The sequence below is a fragment of the Pseudomonas sp. BIOMIG1BAC genome (genome assembly GCF_001705995.2).
Taxonomy (GTDB): Bacteria; Pseudomonadota; Gammaproteobacteria; order Pseudomonadales; family Pseudomonadaceae; genus Aquipseudomonas; species Aquipseudomonas sessilinigenes.
The window spans coordinates 149708-167877 of record NZ_CP049045.1; the positions used below are offsets into that span (position 1 = coordinate 149708).

The 18170-nt window shown below is 63.8% G+C and carries 20 protein-coding genes; 12 read left to right on the forward strand and 8 right to left on the reverse strand.

Annotation, left to right across the window (positions count from 1 at the left end; all coding sequences use genetic code 11):
• The first annotated feature begins 259 nt into the window (after positions 1-259).
• Positions 260-745, forward strand: coding sequence for an acyl-CoA thioesterase (locus ATY02_RS00665; protein WP_068578385.1), 486 nt, complete (start codon positions 260-262; stop codon positions 743-745).
• A gap of 251 nt (positions 746-996) precedes the next feature.
• Positions 997-2406, forward strand: a complete 1410-nt coding sequence (locus tag ATY02_RS00670; RefSeq protein ID WP_068578382.1) for an APC family permease — start codon at positions 997-999, stop codon at positions 2404-2406.
• Between the two features lie 12 nt (positions 2407-2418).
• Here ATY02_RS00670 and pdxY read toward each other — a convergent pair whose 3' ends face one another.
• Positions 2419-3291 (reverse strand): pyridoxal kinase PdxY, encoded by an 873-nt coding sequence (gene pdxY, locus ATY02_RS00675; RefSeq protein WP_068578380.1) that lies wholly within the window; start codon positions 3289-3291, stop codon positions 2419-2421.
• A 117-nt stretch (positions 3292-3408) separates the two neighbouring features.
• Here pdxY and ATY02_RS00680 point away from each other — a divergent pair, with 117 nt between their 5' ends.
• Positions 3409-3801 carry a DUF3301 domain-containing protein gene (locus ATY02_RS00680; RefSeq protein ID WP_068578377.1) on the forward strand — a complete coding sequence of 131 codons (393 nt, stop codon included), beginning with the start codon at positions 3409-3411 and terminating at the stop codon, positions 3799-3801.
• 30 nt (positions 3802-3831) lie between these two features.
• Here ATY02_RS00680 and ATY02_RS00685 read toward each other — a convergent pair whose 3' ends face one another.
• The 4 genes from ATY02_RS00685 to dksA all read right to left on the reverse strand — a co-directional run bounded on the left by ATY02_RS00685 (position 3832) and on the right by dksA (position 7319).
• Entirely contained in the window at positions 3832-4794 is a 963-nt protein-coding gene (locus tag ATY02_RS00685; protein WP_068578375.1) for a CobW family GTP-binding protein, read from the reverse strand.
• A gap of 182 nt (positions 4795-4976) precedes the next feature.
• Positions 4977-5675, reverse strand: a complete 699-nt coding sequence (locus ATY02_RS00690) for a DUF1826 domain-containing protein (protein WP_068578373.1) — start codon at positions 5673-5675, stop codon at positions 4977-4979.
• Entirely contained in the window at positions 5675-6883 is a 1209-nt protein-coding gene (zigA, locus tag ATY02_RS00695) for a zinc metallochaperone GTPase ZigA (protein ID WP_068578371.1), read from the reverse strand. The genes ATY02_RS00690 and zigA overlap by 1 nt, the downstream gene beginning before the upstream one ends.
• A gap of 31 nt (positions 6884-6914) precedes the next feature.
• On the reverse strand, positions 6915-7319 hold the full coding sequence (dksA, locus tag ATY02_RS00700; RefSeq protein ID WP_068578370.1) for an RNA polymerase-binding protein DksA: 405 nt from the start codon (positions 7317-7319) through the stop codon (positions 6915-6917).
• Between the two features lie 120 nt (positions 7320-7439).
• On the opposite strand from dksA, the gene ATY02_RS00705 reads away from it, so the two are divergent.
• Positions 7440-7817: a glutamine synthetase gene (locus ATY02_RS00705; RefSeq protein ID WP_068578368.1), complete on the forward strand. Its 378-nt coding sequence runs from the start codon at positions 7440-7442 to the stop codon at positions 7815-7817.
• Between the two features lie 7 nt (positions 7818-7824).
• Here the strand turns inward: ATY02_RS00705 and ATY02_RS00710 are convergent, their stop codons facing one another.
• Positions 7825-9045 (reverse strand): N-acetylmuramoyl-L-alanine amidase, encoded by a 1221-nt coding sequence (locus ATY02_RS00710; RefSeq protein WP_068578366.1) that lies wholly within the window; start codon positions 9043-9045, stop codon positions 7825-7827.
• A gap of 129 nt (positions 9046-9174) precedes the next feature.
• On the opposite strand from ATY02_RS00710, the gene folE2 reads away from it, so the two are divergent.
• The 7 genes from folE2 to ATY02_RS00745 are packed head-to-tail and all read left to right on the forward strand — an operon-like array spanning position 9175 to position 14826.
• Positions 9175-10068, forward strand: a complete 894-nt coding sequence (gene folE2 / locus ATY02_RS00715) for a GTP cyclohydrolase FolE2 (protein WP_068578364.1) — start codon at positions 9175-9177, stop codon at positions 10066-10068.
• A complete protein-coding gene (locus ATY02_RS00720; RefSeq protein ID WP_068578361.1) occupies positions 10068-10736 on the forward strand; it encodes a metal ABC transporter ATP-binding protein in 669 nt (222 codons plus the stop codon). The genes folE2 and ATY02_RS00720 overlap by 1 nt, the downstream gene beginning before the upstream one ends.
• Complete coding sequence (locus ATY02_RS00725; RefSeq protein ID WP_068578359.1) at positions 10736-11602, forward strand: metal ABC transporter permease; 867 nt, start codon at positions 10736-10738, stop codon at positions 11600-11602. Before ATY02_RS00720 ends, ATY02_RS00725 begins: the two co-directional genes overlap by 1 nt.
• Positions 11603-11613: 11 nt before the next feature.
• Entirely contained in the window at positions 11614-12498 is an 885-nt protein-coding gene (locus ATY02_RS00730; protein WP_068578357.1) for a metal ABC transporter substrate-binding protein, read from the forward strand.
• The gene (gene hisI, locus ATY02_RS00735) at positions 12495-12932 is read left to right on the forward strand and encodes a phosphoribosyl-AMP cyclohydrolase (protein WP_068578356.1); all 438 of its coding nucleotides are present in this window, start codon (positions 12495-12497) and stop codon (positions 12930-12932) included. The genes ATY02_RS00730 and hisI overlap by 4 nt, the downstream gene beginning before the upstream one ends.
• The gene (locus ATY02_RS00740) at positions 12929-13489 is read left to right on the forward strand and encodes a carbonate dehydratase (RefSeq protein ID WP_068578354.1); all 561 of its coding nucleotides are present in this window, start codon (positions 12929-12931) and stop codon (positions 13487-13489) included. Before hisI ends, ATY02_RS00740 begins: the two co-directional genes overlap by 4 nt.
• A 2-nt stretch (positions 13490-13491) precedes the next feature.
• Positions 13492-14826, forward strand: a complete 1335-nt coding sequence (locus ATY02_RS00745) for a dihydroorotase (RefSeq protein WP_068578352.1) — start codon at positions 13492-13494, stop codon at positions 14824-14826.
• Between the two features lie 15 nt (positions 14827-14841).
• Here the strand turns inward: ATY02_RS00745 and ATY02_RS00750 are convergent, their stop codons facing one another.
• Positions 14842-15366, reverse strand: a complete 525-nt coding sequence (locus tag ATY02_RS00750; RefSeq protein WP_068578350.1) for a DUF3617 domain-containing protein — start codon at positions 15364-15366, stop codon at positions 14842-14844.
• Positions 15367-15507: 141 nt separating this feature from the next.
• On the opposite strand from ATY02_RS00750, the gene cls reads away from it, so the two are divergent.
• Positions 15508-16947, forward strand: coding sequence for a cardiolipin synthase (cls, locus tag ATY02_RS00755; protein ID WP_068578348.1), 1440 nt, complete (start codon positions 15508-15510; stop codon positions 16945-16947).
• Positions 16948-16956: 9 nt separating this feature from the next.
• Here the strand turns inward: cls and cfaB are convergent, their stop codons facing one another.
• Positions 16957-18144, reverse strand: a complete 1188-nt coding sequence (gene cfaB / locus ATY02_RS00760) for a C17 cyclopropane fatty acid synthase CfaB (protein WP_068578346.1) — start codon at positions 18142-18144, stop codon at positions 16957-16959.
• Positions 18145-18170 lie beyond the last annotated feature (26 nt).

Sequence of the window (18170 nt, forward strand, 5' to 3'; positions counted from 1 at the left end):
AGAGATCCCTGAAAAAGAAAGGTCCGATCGGTCGAAAGAAAGTGCTCTACAAGAGCGATGAAAAACCCCTGGAACGGGTGTTTTGCAGGGTAACACTGCGACTTCCAGGCGGAAGGCAGTGCAATATATGGAAACAGATCCACCGGAGCGTGACGGCGCGGCACAGACCGGCGTCCCGTTATCGATGGTTTGAAAAGTCTTTGGACCCAGCACCCGCAGAGGTGCTCCAGCAACCCCTGCCCTGACCCGTGAGCGTGCTATGGAACCCGGAAACGCCCAACTGTCGATGACAGTACTGATGACCCCCGACATGGCCAACTTCTCTGGCAATGTCCACGGTGGCACCCTGCTCAAGTACCTCGACGAAGTCGCCTATGCCTGCGCCAGCCGCTATGCCGGTCGCTACGTGGTGACCCTGTCGGTGGACCAGGTGATCTTCCGCGAGCCGGTGCATGTCGGCGAGCTGGTGACCTTCCTGGCCTCGGTCAACTACACCGGCAACACCTCCATGGAGGTGGGTATCAAGGTGGTGACCGAGAATATCCAGGAGCGCTCCGTGCGCCATACCAATAGCTGCTTCTTCACCATGGTGGCGATGGACGATCAGCGCAAACCGGCCCCGGTTCCGCCGCTGCAACCGGAAACCGCCGATGGCAAGCGCCGCTATATCCAGGCCCAGCAGCGCCGGCAGATCCGCCAGGAGCTGGAAAAGCGCTACCGGGAAATCAAGGCCGACGGCCCTTGAGTCCAAGGCTGGCAACCTGATCCAGCAGGACCATGGACGGTCCCTTGCCCCACCCTTCCCGCCTCCTCGCGCCCCTCCAATGCCTTTACAGGCTGTCTTTGCGGTCATCCCGAATGGCCATATCGATCCCTTTTTGACCACATAGAGAGTTATACCGGCCAGACAGCGGCTGCCAGAATCATCGGGCAAGGCACAAACGCACGCTCCCCGCCGGGAGCCTTCGAGCCACCGAACGCGTGAGAACAATAACAATGCCCAGCGCCAATCCCCTGTCCAGCAGTCCCCTCCCGGCCCCCAGCGATGGCGTGCCCGGCGATTTCACCCACAGCGCCCAAGGCACCTCGCTGCGCCGCATCCTCGGCTTGCCGGCCCTGGTGTTCTTCGGCCTGGTGTACATGGTGCCGCTCACCGTCTTCACCACCTACGGCGTGGTTACCCAGATGACCGGCGGACGCACCGCTGCCGCCTACGTGATCACTCTCCTGGCGATGATCTTCACGGCGCGCTCCTACAGCGTGATGGTCAGGAAGTACCCGATTGCCGGTTCGGCCTACTCCTACGCCAGCTTGAGTTTCGGCCCTGGCATCGGCTTTCTGGCCGGCTGGTCGCTGCTGCTCGACTACCTGTTCCTGCCGATGATCAATTACCTGGTGATCGGCCTGTTTCTCAACCTGGCCTTCCCTGCCGTGCCGGCCTGGGTATTCGTGGTCGCGACCATCGGCCTGGTGACGCTGCTGAACATCCGTGGCATCGGTTCGGTATCGAGCATGAGCAACCTGATCGTCTGCGCTCAAATGGTGTTCGTGGTGGTGTTCCTGGCCATGGTCCTGCGTCAGCTGGCAGGCGCCCCGAGCCTGGACCTGAGCGCCCCCTGGATCGGCGACGGCAGCCAGTCCGGCCTGTTGCCGCTGATGGCCGGAGCCGCGGTGTTGTGCCTGTCATTCCTGGGCTTTGACGCCGTGTCGACCCTGGCCGAGGAAACCCGCGATCCACGCCGGGATATCCCCCGGGCAATCCTCATCACCACCCTGGGCGCTGGCCTGCTGTTCATCCTGCTGGCCATGGCCAGCCAGCTGGCGTTGCCCGGCAGCCAGTTCAAGGATGCCGAATCGGCGGCCAGCGAAGTCATGCTGCACACTGGCGGGCGCTTCCTGGAAATATTCTTCACCGCGACCTACGTGGCCGGGGCTGCCGGGTCCGCCCTGGCATCCCAGGCCTCGGTCTCGCGCATCCTGTTCAGCATGGGCCGCGACGGCATCCTGCCCAGGCGGGTGTTCGGCACCTTGTCGGTGCGCTACAAGACGCCCGTGACGGCCATTGTCCTGGTGTCGCTGGTGTCCCTGTTGGCGGTGGTGGTCGACCTGACCACCCTGGCATCGATGATCAGCTTCGGTGCCCTGGTGGCGTTTTCGGTGGTCAACCTGGCCGTGATCAAGAGCTACCTGGGCCAAGGCCAGCCGCGCAGCGCCGGGCAGCTGTTGCGCTACGGCCTCTTGCCATTGATCGGCTTCGGCCTGATCGCCTGGCTCTGGACCAGCCTCTCGGCCCTGACCCTGGGCATCGGCCTGGCCTGGTTCGCCCTGGGCCTGGGCTACCTGGCGGTGCATACCCGAGGCTTTCGCCAGCCGGCACCGACCGTGCAATTCTCCGAACAGGCCTGAGGCAAAGGCCGCTCAGACACCGATCGGCACGGCCTCGAAGCGCACCCGGGGGTGGGCGATACGGTCCTGGGCCCGCACCAGCTCCAGCTCGTAGCTGGCGCAGGCCTGGGTTTCCAGCAGCACTTCATGCACCGCTGCGGCAGTGAACTCGAAGGCCGCTACCAGGCTGTCGCCCAGCAGCACCCGGGCCAGGAACAGGCCCGAAGTCAGGTCGCCGACCCCCACCGGCTGGCGTGGGAAAGCCAGCAGCGGGCGCCGCAGGTGCCAGCTGCCGTCGGCGGTCACCAGCAGCATCTCGAAGCCGTCGGCCAGCTTGCCCGGGTAGTCCAGGTGCTTGACCAGCACCGCCTTGGGGCCTCTTTCCAGCAGCGAGCGAGCCATGGCCAGGCAATCGAACAACGATTGCGGCTTGCGCCCGCAGAAGCTGTCCAGCTCCAGCTGGTTGGGGCAAAGGAAATCCGCCATGGCCACGGCTTCGTCCAGGAGGAAGTCGCTGACCTCCTCCGGCACGATGCAGCCCTTCTCCGGATGGCCCATTACCGGGTCGCACAGGTACAAGGCCTTGGGGTTGACCGCCTTGATCCGTGCCACGCCGCTGAGGATCGCCCGGCCCTGGGCCGCGCTGCCCAGGTAGCCGGACAGGATCGCGTCGCAGTTGCCCAGCTCGCCGATAGCGGCAATGCCTTCCACCAGCTCGGGAATCTGCCGCGGCGCCAGCACTTCCCCGGCCCATTGGCCATACTGGGTGTGGTTGGAAAACTGCACCGTATTCAAGGGCCAGACATTCACCCCCACCCGTTGCATGGGAAATACCGCAGCGCTGTTACCGGCGTGGCCGAAAACCACATGGGACTGGATCGCAAGCAAGTGGGGCGTACGTTTCATGCAGGATTTTCCATAGAACCGGGAGAATTCAAGCCGCGCAGTATGCGACTAAACGCAGCCTGTACGACAGACCGGAGTCGCAGTTAAGCTGATGTCACTTCGTTGGAGCACACCTTCATGCTGACCCTTGGAAACATCTTTGTATTGATGTTGCTGGCAACCGGCGCTGCCTGGTTGTGGCACAACCACGGCCTGCGCGAGCGGGCGTTGGAGCGGGTCAAGCAGCACTGCGCCCGGCTCGATATCGAACTGCTGGACGGCAACGTGGCCCTCAAGCGCATCGGTTTTGCCAAGGACGCCAAGGGCCGCCGGCGCCTGGCGCGGATCTACAATTTCGAGTTCACGGTGACTGGCGAGACCCGCCATGCCGGGACCATCACCCAATTCGGCGCCCACAGCGCGCACATCGAGCTGGCGCCCTATCCGTTTGAGGTCAAGGAGCCACTACCCAGCGCCGAGATCATCGAACTGAGCCAGTGGCGCGAAGAGCACCGCAAGTGGCGCAACTGATCATTTTTTAAACAACCCTCGCTCACGCCGCTACAGGCGGCACTGCGCCAGGCTGGCCTGCAGCGCTGCCACGTCCTGAGGCTCTGCGAAGATCAGCTCCAGGCGCGAATCCCGCCGCCACTCGCTGGGCAACCAGTTGAACGGCGAGTTATCCAGCCCATTACCCGATCGCCAACCTTCAGCGCTATGGATCACCAGCTTGGCCCGGCGCCAGTCGAGGTTCTGTAGCCAGTGGTCGATCCGGGTCAGATCGAACTGTTGCTCCGGATGCCAGCGCCAGCCGATGCTCCAGCCGTCTTCCTGGGCCTGGCTGAGACAGATCGGCTGTGCCGGATCGCTCCACACCGCCGGTAGTTGTGCCAGGCCGTGGGGCAGCTCGGGCGGCTCCAGGGCAACCTGGGCAGTGACGCTCAGCCCCGGCAGTTCGGCCAGCGGCAACGCTGCGTGGCGAGTCCAGAACAGCGGCCGATCCGGCAACTGCTCCAGCACCCGCAGCCGATCGCCGTCGCTGAGCAGTTCATCCTTGTTCAGCACCAGCAGTCCCGCTTCGGGCAGCGCCTCCAACTGCGCCGCAGGCAACGGCTGGCCCGCAGCCAGGGCCTGGGCGTCGAGCACCAGCACGCAAGGCTGCAGCGCCAGCACACCTCGCCAGGGCGCCTGCGCCAGCTGCTTGAGCAGTTGCACCGGATGACCGAGGCCGGAGGGTTCGATGAACAGCCGATCGGGCTGGGCCTTGCGCAGCAGACGCCCCAATCCGACCTGGAACGGTGCGCCGCTGACGCAGCACAGGCAGCCACCGGCCACCTCACCAAAGGCGATACCGTCGTCATCACGGCTGAGCAAGGCTGCATCCAGGCCGATCTGGCCGAACTCGTTGATCAATATCGCCCAACGCTCGTTGGCCGGACGCTGCTCCAGCAAATGGCGGATCAGGCTGGTCTTGCCGGCGCCCAGGGGGCCGGCAATCACGTGGGTGGGGATGTCCTGCAGCATGGGAAAGAGGTCCAAAGAAGCCGTTAAGCGATGCTACGCCCTTCCTGGTCCGGGCGAAAATCCGCTGGCTTGTAGCCTTCTTCCCTAGCCGCTACCAAAGGCCGGGTAAGCCCGGCACGAACGCGGGAGCGCCCTGGCGCTGAGGCCTGTCATCCTTTGCGCCACCTGCGGCAGTGGCTACATCAGCCCAGCCAGTCCAGGGTTAGGATCAAGCGCCGCTCCCCCGTCGCAGGTTGCGGCGAACGGTGGATCAGGCCAAAACCTTCGTTGCCGTGCCACTTCTCGCCCTTGAACAGCGCGACAGCACCACAGCTGATCTGCTGGATCAGCGCCGGGTCCCGAGGTTCGGCTTCCGGCCGCCCCAACTGCTGGCGGTCCATCGCACCTTCGCGTAGCCATTGGCTGCCAATACCGGCATAAGTGGTGATCAGGCGCATCGGTACGTGGTCCACGTGAAAACGCGGGCACATGGCCTTGTCCAGCACCCGCAAGCGCAAGCCCACGCGCCGGGCGCCCAGCAGGCAGGAAAAAGCACTGACTAGCCAGGAAACATCGGCGATAAAGCCTTCATAACCCAGTAAATCGCTGAACCCGGAGGCCAACCCACGCAGATTCGGCACGGCGTCCTCATCAGGCAATTCCAGGCTCAGGGACTCGGCCAGGGGCTCGTTCAGCGACAGCAACAACTCGCCAAAATCCGCGATATGCGCCGGCAACTGGCGCTGCCAGAGGCCGAGATTGACGTCATCCTCGAGAACCTCGGCCAGCACCGCCGCCGTGGCGCCAATGGCCGGACGGCGCAGCTGCCTGAAACCGACCGGCCACGACCCGAGCAATGGCCGCCTGGGCAATGGTGTGAGTGGAGTGCACAGGTTCAACATCAGGCCGCTTCCTCGTCATGCCAGGGCCCGAACGGATCAACCAGCAAGCTCCAGGCCTCGACCCCCAAGGCCATTTCGGCGTCGTCCAGCAGGCATTGGTCCAGCTCGGCGCGAAGCTGGGCAAAGTCGATGTTCTGGCCGATGAACACCAGCTCCTGGCGGCAATCGCCAGTGGCTGCAGTCCAGTTGTGCATGATCGCCGCCGTGCTCTCCTCATCCAGGGGCCAGTGCTGCTTGGGCACGAAGCGCCACCAGCGCCCGGCGAAGCCATGGCGCATCAGGCCACCGGCCTGGGACCAACTGCCCGCCTCCTGGTACTTGCTGGCGAGCCAGAAGAAGCCCTTGGAGCGCAGCAACTTGCCGTTGCTCCAGGGCCGGTTGATGAAGTCGAAGAAGCGCTGCGGATGAAATGGCCGCCGAGCCCGGTAGGCCGTAGAGGCAATACCGTACTCCTGGGTTTCCGGCACGTGTTCGCCACGCAGCTCCTGCAACCAACCCGGCGCCTGGGACGCACGCTCAAAATCGAAACGGCCGGTATTGAGGATCTTCGCCAGCGGCACCTGGCCCATGACCATGGGGATGATTTGCGCCTGGGCATTGAGCCGCGCCAGGATCGCCAGCAGCTCCTGGCGCTCTTCGCTGCTGATCAGGTCGATCTTGCTGACCAGGATCACATCGGCAAACTCCACCTGCTCGATCAGCAGGTCAGTGATCGAGCGCTCGTCTTCCTCGCCCAGGGTTTCCCCCCGCGAGGCCAGGCTCTGCGCAGCCTGGTAATCCACCAGGAAGTTCATGCCGTCGACCACGGTGACCATGGTGTCGAGCCGCGCGATGTCCGCCAGGCTCTGGCCGGACTCATCGCGGAAGGTGAAGGTTTCCGCCACCGGCAGCGGTTCGGAAATACCGGTGGACTCGATCAACAGGTAGTCGAAGCGGCCGTCCCGGGCCAGCTTGCCCACCTCTTCCAGCAGGTCTTCGCGCAGGGTGCAGCAGATGCAGCCGTTGCTCATCTCCACCAGCTTTTCTTCGGCGCGATTGAGGCTGACATCACGCTGCACCTCGCTGCCGTCGATGTTGATTTCGCTCATGTCGTTGACGATCACCGCCACCCGCAAGTTGTCGCGGTTGCGCAGCACATGATTGAGCAGGGTACTTTTGCCCGCGCCAAGAAAGCCGGACAGCACGGTAACGGGAAGACGGTCGGTCATGGGGTAGATCCTCATCAGGTTCGCGGCTGGCTCAAAGCGCCCGTTGGTGGCGTTCGCGCAGCTCTTGGCGTTCTTTGGCTTCGATACACAAGGTGGCGGTGGGCCGCAGCAGCAAGCGCCGCAGGCCGATGGGCTCGCCAGTGTCGCGGCACCAGCCGTACTCGCCACGGGCCAGGCGCTCCAGGGCCTCATCGATCTTGTCCAGGAGCTTCTTTTCCCGCTCCAGCAGGCGCAGTTGCCATTGATGCTGCTCCTCGGCGCTGCCGATATCCGCCAGGTCGCTATGGGTTTCCTGTTGGCGCAGCAGGTCGAATTCGCCGCAGATGCGCTCCTGCAGCTCACTGCGCTGGGCCAGCAGCAACTCGCGGAAGAAACCCTGTTGGGCATCGTTCATGTAGTGCGCATCGGGCTGGGCGAGCAGGTCTTGTTCAGTCATGGCGGGTCACGGATCGGGTTTTCTTTTATGTTATATTATAACAATGCAGATCCGCCAACCCTCTCTTGCCCGACATGACGAAGGGCGCGATGCTGCGCCCCTGTTGCCCAGAGAACTGCCATGCGCCCGATCCTGCCCGCCCTGATCTGCAGCCTGACCTTGCTTGCCGGCCATGCCTGTGCCGCGCTCCCCAGTACCCTGGCGGCCTGCACCCGCAGTGCCACGCTGCTGGCCTGCGTCGATCCACAGGGCAATGCCTACAGCGTTGCCGCCGCCGGCAGCACGACCTACCTGCGAGGCTTCGAGGTGAGTGGCAAGCGCTATTGGGCGCAGACCAACAGCCGCTACGGGCAGTTGACCTTCTTCACCGGCCTGGCCTCCGACGGCGAGGCCTGGGTGGGCTACAGCCAGCGCGTGGGCTGGACCACGCGCAATCGTTTTTCCAGCTCTGGCGGCAGCCGTGGCCAGTTCACTTGCAGTCGCATCACGGGCTGCTGAGGACGCCCTAGACCTGGTTGTTCCTGGCTTCCTGGAGCCAGGCCATGTAGCTGTTGGCCGGCGGATTCCTCTCGAAGTAGCGCTGCAAGCCTTGGAACAGGCCATCGGCAATCGCCTGCTGGTGCCGCGCCGTGACCAGGCGCTGGCTGTCGCGGCTGTTGGAGATGAAACCGGTCTCCACCAGGATCGAGGGCACATCCGGCGACTTGAGAACGGCGAACCCGGCCTGCTCCACGCGCTTCTGGTGCAGGCTGGTAATCCCCGACAGGCTGTCCAGCACGGTGCTGCCCAATTGCAGGCTGGCGGCGATGGTGGCGTTCATCGACATATCGAGGATCACCCCCGCGAGCATCGGGTCCTTGTCCTTGAGATTGAGCAAGCTGCTGGCCCCCAGCAGATCGACACCGTTCTCCCGCTGGGCCATGAAGCGCGCTGTGGCGGAGGTCGCCCCGCCTTCGGACAGGGCGAACACCGAGGCCCCGGAAGCGGTCAGGCGCGGTGCAGCATCGGCATGCACTGAAATGAACATGTCCGCCTTGTGCTTGCGGGCGATCTCCACACGCTTGCGCAATGGCACGAAGAAGTCATCGTTGCGCACCAGCTTCACGTCGAAGCCCTTCTCGCGCTTGAGCCGCTTGGCCAGCAGTTGGGCGATGGACAACACCACATCCTTTTCACGCTCGCCCCTGGCCCCTACCGCTCCAGGGTCCTTGCCACCATGCCCGGGGTCCACCACCACGATGATGTCGCGCTTGGGATGGACCCGATCCGTCAGGGCCGGGGGCTTGGCGGCCGGCGCCGCAGCCGCGGCAATGCTGGGTGCGATTTTGGTGCTGCTGGACAGATCCAGCACCAGGCGATGGCCCTGTCCGTCCTGGGGAGGCAACAGAAAGCTGTTGAGCTGCACCGGCTGATTCAAATCGAGAACGATCCGGGTATCACCCTGGCCGAAATGCCCGGAACGGATCGAGCGGATCACCGTATTGGCCAAGGCCAGCTGGCTGAAGTCACCACTCAGGCGCGCACCGCTCAGGTCGATGATCAGCCGCTCGGGGGCGCTCAGAGTGAAGGTCTTGTAGTGCACCGGGCCGCTCAGATCCAGCACCAGGCGCAACTTGTCGGCGGAGTTCCACAGCCGCGCACTGCGGATCTGCGTGGCGTAGGCACTCCAGGGGAACACCAGGGCCGTACCGGCCAACAACAGGTTGAGCAATTGACGTCTATGCATGGCGACTACCGCAAATAAAGGAGCGTCCGTACTCACGAGGCAGGATGGATGACCGTTGAGGAAAAACTTTCCATCACGTGTATTGTTATAATATAACATGTCGAATCTTTTCCAACGACGGACCTGCTCATGAACGCGCTGACTCTGCCGGATATTGCCGCGCAGGCCTCACGCCAAGCCTTGCCACTGGACTGGGTCGGCATGTGCGGCATCGCCTTACCTGTAGTGATCGATGGCCAGCGAACCGCCGCCATGGCCGATGCGGGAGTCAGCCTCGACGATGGCGAAGCCCGGGGTATCCATATGTCACGCCTGTACCTGGCCCTGGAAATGCTGGAGCAGCAGAACCTCACCCCGGCCTTGCTGCGTCGGGTGCTGCAACGCTTCCTCGATAGCCATGAAGGCCTGGCGCAACACGCCTACCTGCGCATTCACCTGGATCTATTGCTCAAGCGACCGGCGCTGATCAGCCCACTGGCTGGCTGGAAACGCTATCCGCTGAGCATCGAGGCACAGCTGAAAAACGCCATGTTCCACGTGGAACTAAAGATCGACGTACCTTATTCCTCGACCTGCCCCTGCTCGGCGGCACTGTCGCGCCAGCTGATCCAGCAACAGTTCGTCGATGACTTCGCCAATAAGACCTTGCAGCATGCCGATGTCCTGGCCTGGTTGGGTTCGACCCAAGGCATCGTCGCCACGCCCCACAGCCAACGCAGCAACGCGCAGTTGCGTCTGCGCCTGGATAACTTCGTCGATGAATTGCCGCTGATCGCGGTGATCGACGACGCAGAAAACGCCCTGGGCACCGCCGTACAAACCGCCGTAAAACGTGCCGACGAACAAGCCTTTGCCCTGGCCAATGGGCAGAACCTGATGTTCTGCGAAGACGCTGCCCGGCGCCTCAACCTGGCCCTGCGTCGCTCCCCCGGGATCAATGCCTTCGCCTTGCGGGTCGTGCATGCAGAGAGCCTGCACGCCCATGATGCCGTGGCCGAAAGTCGCTGGAACTGGGAGGCCTGATGCTGCGCTGCCACGCCTTGCGCTGGGGACCTCCGGGCCAGCCGCTGACTCCACCGCTGGATCTGCATCTGGCAAGCGGCAGCCTGGCTGCGATCATCGGCGCCAATGGCTCGGGTAAAAGCAGCCTGCTAAAAGTAATCGCCGGCCTGCAAAAGCCGCTCTCGGGCAAGGTCGAGCGCAGCCTGCCACGACACACAGGCCTGGCCTACCTGCCGCAGCAGCAACACCTGGACCGACAGTTCCCGATCAACCTGGAGGAACTGGTGATCGCCGGCCTCTGGGGCAAGCGTGAAACCGCCGCCAGCCGATCCCAAAAACTGCACGCGGTCCTCGCCGACTGGCATCTGCAAGGTCTGCAGAAACGCCCATTGATGGCCTTGTCCGGTGGAGAGTTGCAACGTGCGCTGCTGGCCCGGTTGACCCTCACCGAAGCGTCACTGCTGTTACTGGACGAACCCCATGCCGCCCTCGACGAGTCCGGCCAGGCCCTGCTTTGGCAACACCTGCACCGTTGGCACGCCCAAGGCCGCACCCTGGTGGTGGTCTGCCACGACCTGCCCGCGGTGCGCCAGCATATTCCCCAGGCCCTGTTGCTCAAGCACAGCGGTTGCGTGTTCGCTCCCAGCCAGGAACTGATCGCCCACCCCATTTGCCCTCAGGTGGCCTGATGCACCTCGCCGCCCATCTCTGGCACCCCTTCAACGAATTCATGTTCATGCGCCGGGCCTTGCTCGGTGGACTGGTGCTGGCCTGCAGTACCGCTCCTTTGGGTGTGTTCCTGATCCTGCGGCGCATGAGCCTGATCGGCGATGCGGTGGCCCACGGCATTCTCCCCGGAGCAGCCCTGGGCTTCTGGTTCGCCGGCCTGAGCCTGCCCGCCCTGACTCTCGGAGGACTTGGCGCAGGACTGGGCATGGCCGGATTGGCAGCCTGGATCACTCGTCGTACCGGCCTTCGGGAAGACGCCAGCATTGCCGCTATCTACCCGATTTCCCTGGCCGCCGGAGTGCTGATCCTGGGCCTGGCCGGTAAACGCCTGGATTTGCTGCACCTGCTGTTCGGCTCGGCCCTGGCGGTGGACGGACCGACCCTGGACGGCATGTTGATCGTCTCGGCCGTCAGCCTGCTGGCCATGGCCCTGATCTATAGACCCTTGCTGCTGGACACCCTCGATCCGCTATTCCTGCACAGCGTCAGCCGGCTCGGCCCCCTGGCCCATGGGTTGTTCCTGACCCTGGTGGTGCTCAACCTGGTGATCGGCTTCCAGGCCATCGGTGCCTTGATGGTGGTGGGTCTGATGATGCTGCCGGCCGCCGCTGCGCGTTTCTGGAGCCGGCGCCTGCCGGTCCTGATCGGTATCAGCGCGGCCCTGGGCTGCCTGTCGGTCTGGCTCGGCCTGCTGCTGTCGTTCCATTACTCGCTGCCCAGCGGCCCGGCCATCGTGCTGATAGCCGGCGGCTTGTACTTGCTGTCGGTGGTGTTCGGGCCGGTCCACGGCCTGCTGCACCGCCCGCCCCTGCCTTCATCCCTGTGAGGTTCCTGTCGATGCGCGCCCTACTCGTGCTGTCCAGCCTGCTGCTGTCCCTGTGGTTATCCAGTGCCCAGGCGGCGGACAAAATTGCCGTGGTCACCAGCTTCAGCATTCTCGCCGACATGACCCGCGAGGTCGGTGGCGAACACGTACGGATCAGCAACCTGGTGGGGGCCGACGAAGACGCCCATACCTATGAACCCACGCCGGACGATGCCAAGGCCCTGCTTGGCGCCCGGCTCATCATCAAGAATGGCCTGGGCTTCGAACCCTGGCTCGATCGCCTGGTCGCCAGCACCGCTACCCCGGCCACCGTGATCACCGCCAGCCGTGGCGTGATCCCACGCAGCCTGGAAGAAGACGGCGAGAAAATCCCCGACCCTCACGCCTGGCACAACCTGGCCAACAGCGAACTGTATGTGAACAACATCACCAAGGCGCTGATCGCCGCCGACCCGGCCCATCGCAGCGACTACGAACGCAACAGCCAGGACTACCTCAAGCGCATCTACCGCTTGCTGGCCGAAGCCAAGGCCAAGCTCGGCGCCCTGCCGGCGGGCAACCGCAAGATCGTCACCTCCCACGATGCCTTCGGCTACCTGGGCCAGGCCTACGGCATCGAGTTCCTGGCCCCACAGGGACTGTCCACTGAACGCGAGCCCTCGGCGGCGGAAGTCGCTGCGCTGATCACCCAGATCCGCAAGGCCAAGGTCAAGGCGGTGTTCATGGAGAACATCAAGGATGCGCGCCTGCTCAAGCAGATCGCCGAGGAAAGCGGTGCGCATATTGGCGGCGTCCTGTATTCCGATGCGCTGTCGGCCAGCGGCCCGGCCAGTACCTTCACCGGGCTGTTCGAATACAACCTCAATACGCTGTACGACGCCCTGAGCCGACCATGATCAAGCACCCGCCGCTATCGCTGCTGGATCTGGAAACAGCTCCCCTGGGCAGCCGCTGGCCATTGACCGCAGTGCTCGACGCCCTGCCCTGGAACGCCGATGGCCTGATCGCCGCCATCGCCCAGCAACATGACAGCGGCGAGGTGTTGATGCTGGCCTGGATGAACCGCCAGGCCCTGGCCGAAACCCTGGCCAGCGGCCAGGTCTGCTACTGGTCGCGTTCGCGCAATTGCCTGTGGCGCAAGGGCGAGAGTTCCGGCCATCGCCAGCGCCTGGTGGAAGCACGCCTGGACTGCGACGGCGATGCCGTGCTGTTGCAGGTGCAACAGAGCGGACCGGCCTGCCATACCGGGCGCCCCAACTGTTTCTACAACGCCATTCGCGATGGCGCGGTGGAAGTCATCAGTTCCCCCCTTGAAGGACCCGCGCCATGATCCGTAAAAACCCCTCCGGCGACCTGCCGGTCATCGCCGAATCGGCCTACGTCGACAAGACCGCCATCATCTGCGGCAAGGTGGTGATCGGCGAGAACGTCTTCGTCGGCCCCTACGCCGTGATCCGCGCCGACGAAGTGAACGCCGACGGCCAGATGGAGGCCATCACCATCGGCGCCAATTCGAATATCCAGGACGGCGTAGTGATCCACTCCAAATCCGGAGCGGCGGTAACCATCGGCCAGTACACCTCCATCGCCCACCGTTCCATCGTCCATGGTCCATGCGTGGTCGGTGATCGGGTGTTCATCGGTTTCAACAGCGTGCTGTTCAACTGCGTGGTCGGCGACGGCAGCGTAGTGCGGCACAACTCGGTGGTGGATGGGCGCGACCTGCCCCAAGGTTTCTATGTACCGTCCACGACTCGCATCGGCCCGAAGACCGACCTCGGGCAATTTCCTCCGGTGAGTGTCAGCGCCTCGGAGTTTTCCGAAGATGTGGCGCGCACCAATGTCGACCTGGTCCGTGGCTACAAGGCCCTGCAGAACGAGTTTTGACCATGGGCCGAATCCTTATCCGCAATGCCCGGCTGGTGAACGAAGGGCAACAATTGGATGCCGACCTGCTGGTGAACAACGGTCGCATCGAGACCATCGGCAGCCTCGACCACCTGAGCGCCGAGCTGGAGATCGACGCCCAGGGCCAGTGGCTACTGCCGGGCATGATCGACGACCAGGTGCACTTTCGCGAACCCGGCGCGCCGGACAAGGGCAGCTTCCACAGCGAATCGCGGGCAGCGGTGGCCGGTGGCATCACCAGTTTCATGGACATGCCCAATACCTCGCCGGCCACCCTGACCCTGGAGGCACTGGAGGACAAGCAACGCCGTGCGGCCAAACACTCGGTGGCCAACTACGGCTTTCACTTCGGGGTCAGCAACGACAACCTCGATACCGTCGCTGCCCTCGACCCCACCACAGTCGCCGGGGTCAAGGTATTCATGGGCGCCTCCACCGGCAACATGCTGGTGGACGATCCCCAGGTGCTGGACCGCTTGTTCAGCCAGGTACCGACCATTCTCCTGGCCCATTGCGAACACACACCGAGCATCCAGGTTCGCCAGCAACGCTGGCAGCAGTTGTATGGCGAGCAGATTCCGGCCGCCGCCCACCCACGCATCCGCGATGCCGAGGCCTGCTACCGTTCCTCATCCATGGCTGTGGCCCTGGCCAGGCGCCACGGCACCCGCCTGCATGTGCTGCACCTGACCAGTGCCCGGGAACTGGCGCTGTTCGAAGACCGCCCCCTGGCACAAAAGCGCATCACCGCCGAAGTGTGCGTGCACCACCTGCTGTTCGACGACCGGGATTACTCGCACCTGGGGCACCTGATCAAGTGCAACCCGGCGATCAAGTCCCAGGCCGACCGCGACGCTCTGCGCCAAGCCCTGAACAGCCAACGCCTGGATGTCATCGGCACCGATCATGCGCCCCACACCTGGGCGCAGAAACAGCTGCCCTACACCCGAGCCCCTGCCGGGCTGCCCCTGGTGCAACATGCATTACCGGCGTTGCTGGAACTGGTGGCCGACGGCGTGCTGCCGCTGACCACCCTGGTGGAGAAGACCAGCCACCGGGTGGCCGACCTGTTCGCCATCCCCGATCGGGGCTACTTGCGTGAAGGCTACTGGGCCGACCTGGTGTTGATTCGCCCGGAACCCGAAGGCCAGGCCGTGGATGAGCAACCGATCCTGGCCCGTTGTGGCTGGACGCCCTTTAGCGGTCGGCGCTGGCGGCATAGCGTGAGCACTACCCTGGTTTCAGGCCAGTTGGCCTGGCACCAGGGACGCTTGAACGAGCATTGCCAAGGCCTGCCCCTGCGCTTCACCCGCTAGCCGCCCTGCCCCGGCTCAAGAGGCGCGGGGTTTGACCGTGCCGCAATCCTGGCCAAGCCAGACTGCGCGAGTGTCCATGCTGCCTTTCTGCTGCAGGCCGGTGGCGTTGAAGGTACCGATCACATTGGTGGTGAACTCGCGATCGCTGATGAACTTCGCCACCCCACTGCCCTGGGCCTTGGGACAGCTGAAGCGAAACTTCCACTGGTTGCCACTGCGCTCGGTGACCTGCTGCTGGCAACCGGACTGCGGGTCCTGCAGCGGGATGGTGTCGGACTTCACCTGGTCCGGCGTCAGGCAGACGCGAATGCCCTTGCCGCCCATGGTCACGCCCTGTTTTTCCAGCATGGCCCGTTGCTGTGGAGTCATCTGCTGCTGCAATTGGCCGAGGATCAATGACAGGTCCGGCAGGTTCTGGTCATCGATCTTCATGTTGCTGCTGGTCAGCTCCCACAACCCCGGCTGCAGCATCTGTGCCTGTGCAACCAGCGGCAGCGCCAACCCCGCCGCCAAGGCCCAACCCACTAAACGAAGTTTCATCGAATGACTCCTAGACAATAGTGGCCGTTAGACTTCGGCCAGGGCACGGCGTTGCATGCACAATAAAATAGCGACTTTCGTCGTGGAACATGGTCTGTTAGCTGGACCCAGGCATCGAATCTTCAGGAGCATGGCTGCCCCATGGATTATTTTGGCCCACATCCCTTCGGCTACCTCATCGCCTTACTGCACTTTCTTGGCCTGATCGCCGCGATCCATGCAGTGCTCACAGTCAGGACCGCCCAAGGCGCCATTGCCTGGGCCTTGTCACTGATGTTCATGCCCTACCTGACGCTGATTCCCTACCTGGTGTTCGGCCGCAGCACCTTCGATGCCTATATCCAGGCCCGGCGACAAGCCAACGTCGAGATGCACAAGGCGATCAACGATCAGAACTGGCGGCCCTGGGTCGAAGAAGCGCTCACCGCCCGCGCCTCCGCGGCCTACGCTTCGCTGCGGGCCATGCCCAAGCTGGGGCGCATGCCCTGCCTGGCCAATAACCAGGTGCGCCTGCTAGTGAACGGCGATGCCACCTTCGAGGCGATCTTCAATGCCATCCGCCGCTCCCACAAAGCAGTGCTGATCCAGTTCTTCATCATCCACGACGACGAACTGGGCCGGCGCCTGCAACGCCTGTTGCTGGAAAAGGCCCGGGAAGGCGTGGCCATCCACCTGCTCTTCGATCGCATTGGCAGCCACTCCCTGCCCGCCAGCTACGTGCAAGTCCTGCGCGACGGCGGAGTCCAGGTGCATGCCTTCGCCACCCGCAGCGGCTGGCTCAACCGCTTCCAGGTCAACTTTCGCAACCATCGCAAGATCGTCGTGGTGGATGGCGTGCTGGGCTTCGTGGGCGGGCACAACGTGGGCGATGAATACCTGGGCCTGAAGCCGCCCCTGGCGCCCTGGCGCGATACCCATGTGCAAGTGGGCGGCCCGGTGGTGGCCTGCCTGCAGGAGTCTTTCGCCGAAGACTGGTACTGGGCAACGCGGGAGCTGCCGCCGCTGATCCTGCCGGACACCTATCCCGATGGCGGCGTGCTCTGCCAGTTGCTGGCCAGCGGTCCGGCCGATGCCTACGAGACCTGCTCGCTGTTCTTCGTCGAGGCGATCCACGCCGCCACTGAACGGGTATGGATCACCAGCCCGTATTTCATTCCCGACGAAGCCGTATTTGCCGCCTTGCGCCTGGCCGTACTGCGCGATGTGGATGTGCGCATCCTGCTGCCGGCACGCCCGGACCATCGCATCGTCTATGCCGCGTCCAGCCTGTACGCCTTCGAGGCAGTACGTGCCGGCGTCCGGGTATTTCGCTACCAGCCCGGCTTCCTGCATCAGAAAGTGGTGTTGATCGACAATGAGATCAGCGCCATCGGCAGCGCCAACCTGGACAATCGTTCGTTCCGCCTGAATTTCGAAGTGATGTTGCTGACCGTGGACGATGACTTCGCCACCCAGGTGCAGGACATGCTGGAAGCCGACTTCGCCAGGGCGCGGGAAGTGGCCAAGGAAGAAAGCCGCCAGACCCACCGCCTGCAACAACTGGGCATGCGGGTCGCGCGGCTGATTTCTCCGATCCTGTGAAGACAGGCCTTACGGGTTGTAGAGGTCGTCCCGGGTCCAGGGCAGTTCATGGCTGCCATCGGCATGAGCCTTGACCGCGAGAATCTGGTGCAGGTTGATCCAGCCCTTGGCGAATGCATAGGCGCAACCTGCCAGGTACACCCGCCAGATCCGCAACGCCTGCTCCGGCACCTGCTTGGCCGCGGCCTCCAGATTGTCTTCCAGGCGTTCGCTCCAGTGATCCAGGGTGCGGGCATAGTGCATGCGCAGGCTTTCCACATCGACGATCTCCAAGCCCGCCTCGCTGATATGCGCGGAAATCATCGACAGGTGCGGCAGCTCGCCGTTGGGGAAGACATAACGTTCGATGAAGTCCCCTGCTCCCCGGCCCACGGGGCGGCCGTCGGTGTGCTTGGCGGTGATTCCGTGGTTCATCACCAGGCCGCCTTCGCGCACGGCGCCGAACAGGGTCCGGCAATATTCCGGCAGGTTGGCGTGGCCCACGTGCTCGAACATGCCGACGCTGACCACTTTGTCGAAGCGGCCATCCTGGGGCAGGTCGCGATAGTCCAGCAGTTGCAGTTCCACCAGGTCTTCCAGGCCCTCGGCCTTGACCCGCTCGCGGCCCAGGGCCAGCTGTTCCTTGCTCAGGGTGATGCCGAAGACCTTGGCGCCGAACTCGCGGGCGGCATAACGGGCCAGCCCACCCCAGCCGCAACCGACATCCAGCAGGTAGTCGCCCGGCTGCAGGCGCAGCTTGCGGCACAGGTGGCGGAACTTGGCCTGCTGGGCTTGCTCCAGGGTCTCGCTGCCGGTCTCGAAGTAGGCACAGGAATAGGCCATGTCGCTATCCAGCCAGAGCTGGTAGAAGGCATTGGACAGGTCGTAGTGATAGGAAATGGCGGCGGCATCGGTGGCCTTGTCGTGCAGCGAGCGCACGGGCTGGTCGCTTTCATCGTCGGCCAGCAGGGCCTGGCTCAACTCGTCGCAGACTCGAATGACTTCGCTGATGGAGCCCTCGAGCTCCAGCTTGCCCTCGACGAATGCGCCCCCCAGCGCATCCAGGCTTGGGTGGCTGAGCTGTGCCACCAATTGCGGGTCCTTGACCACGATGGTGACATTGGGCTCGGGCCCGAGGTTGAACTCATGGCCATCCCAGAGCCGCAGGCGCAGGGGCAGTTGCAGATTCTGTAAGGCCGGTGGAAGTTGCACAAGCATGAAAAATCCCCCCTTGTTCAGACGTC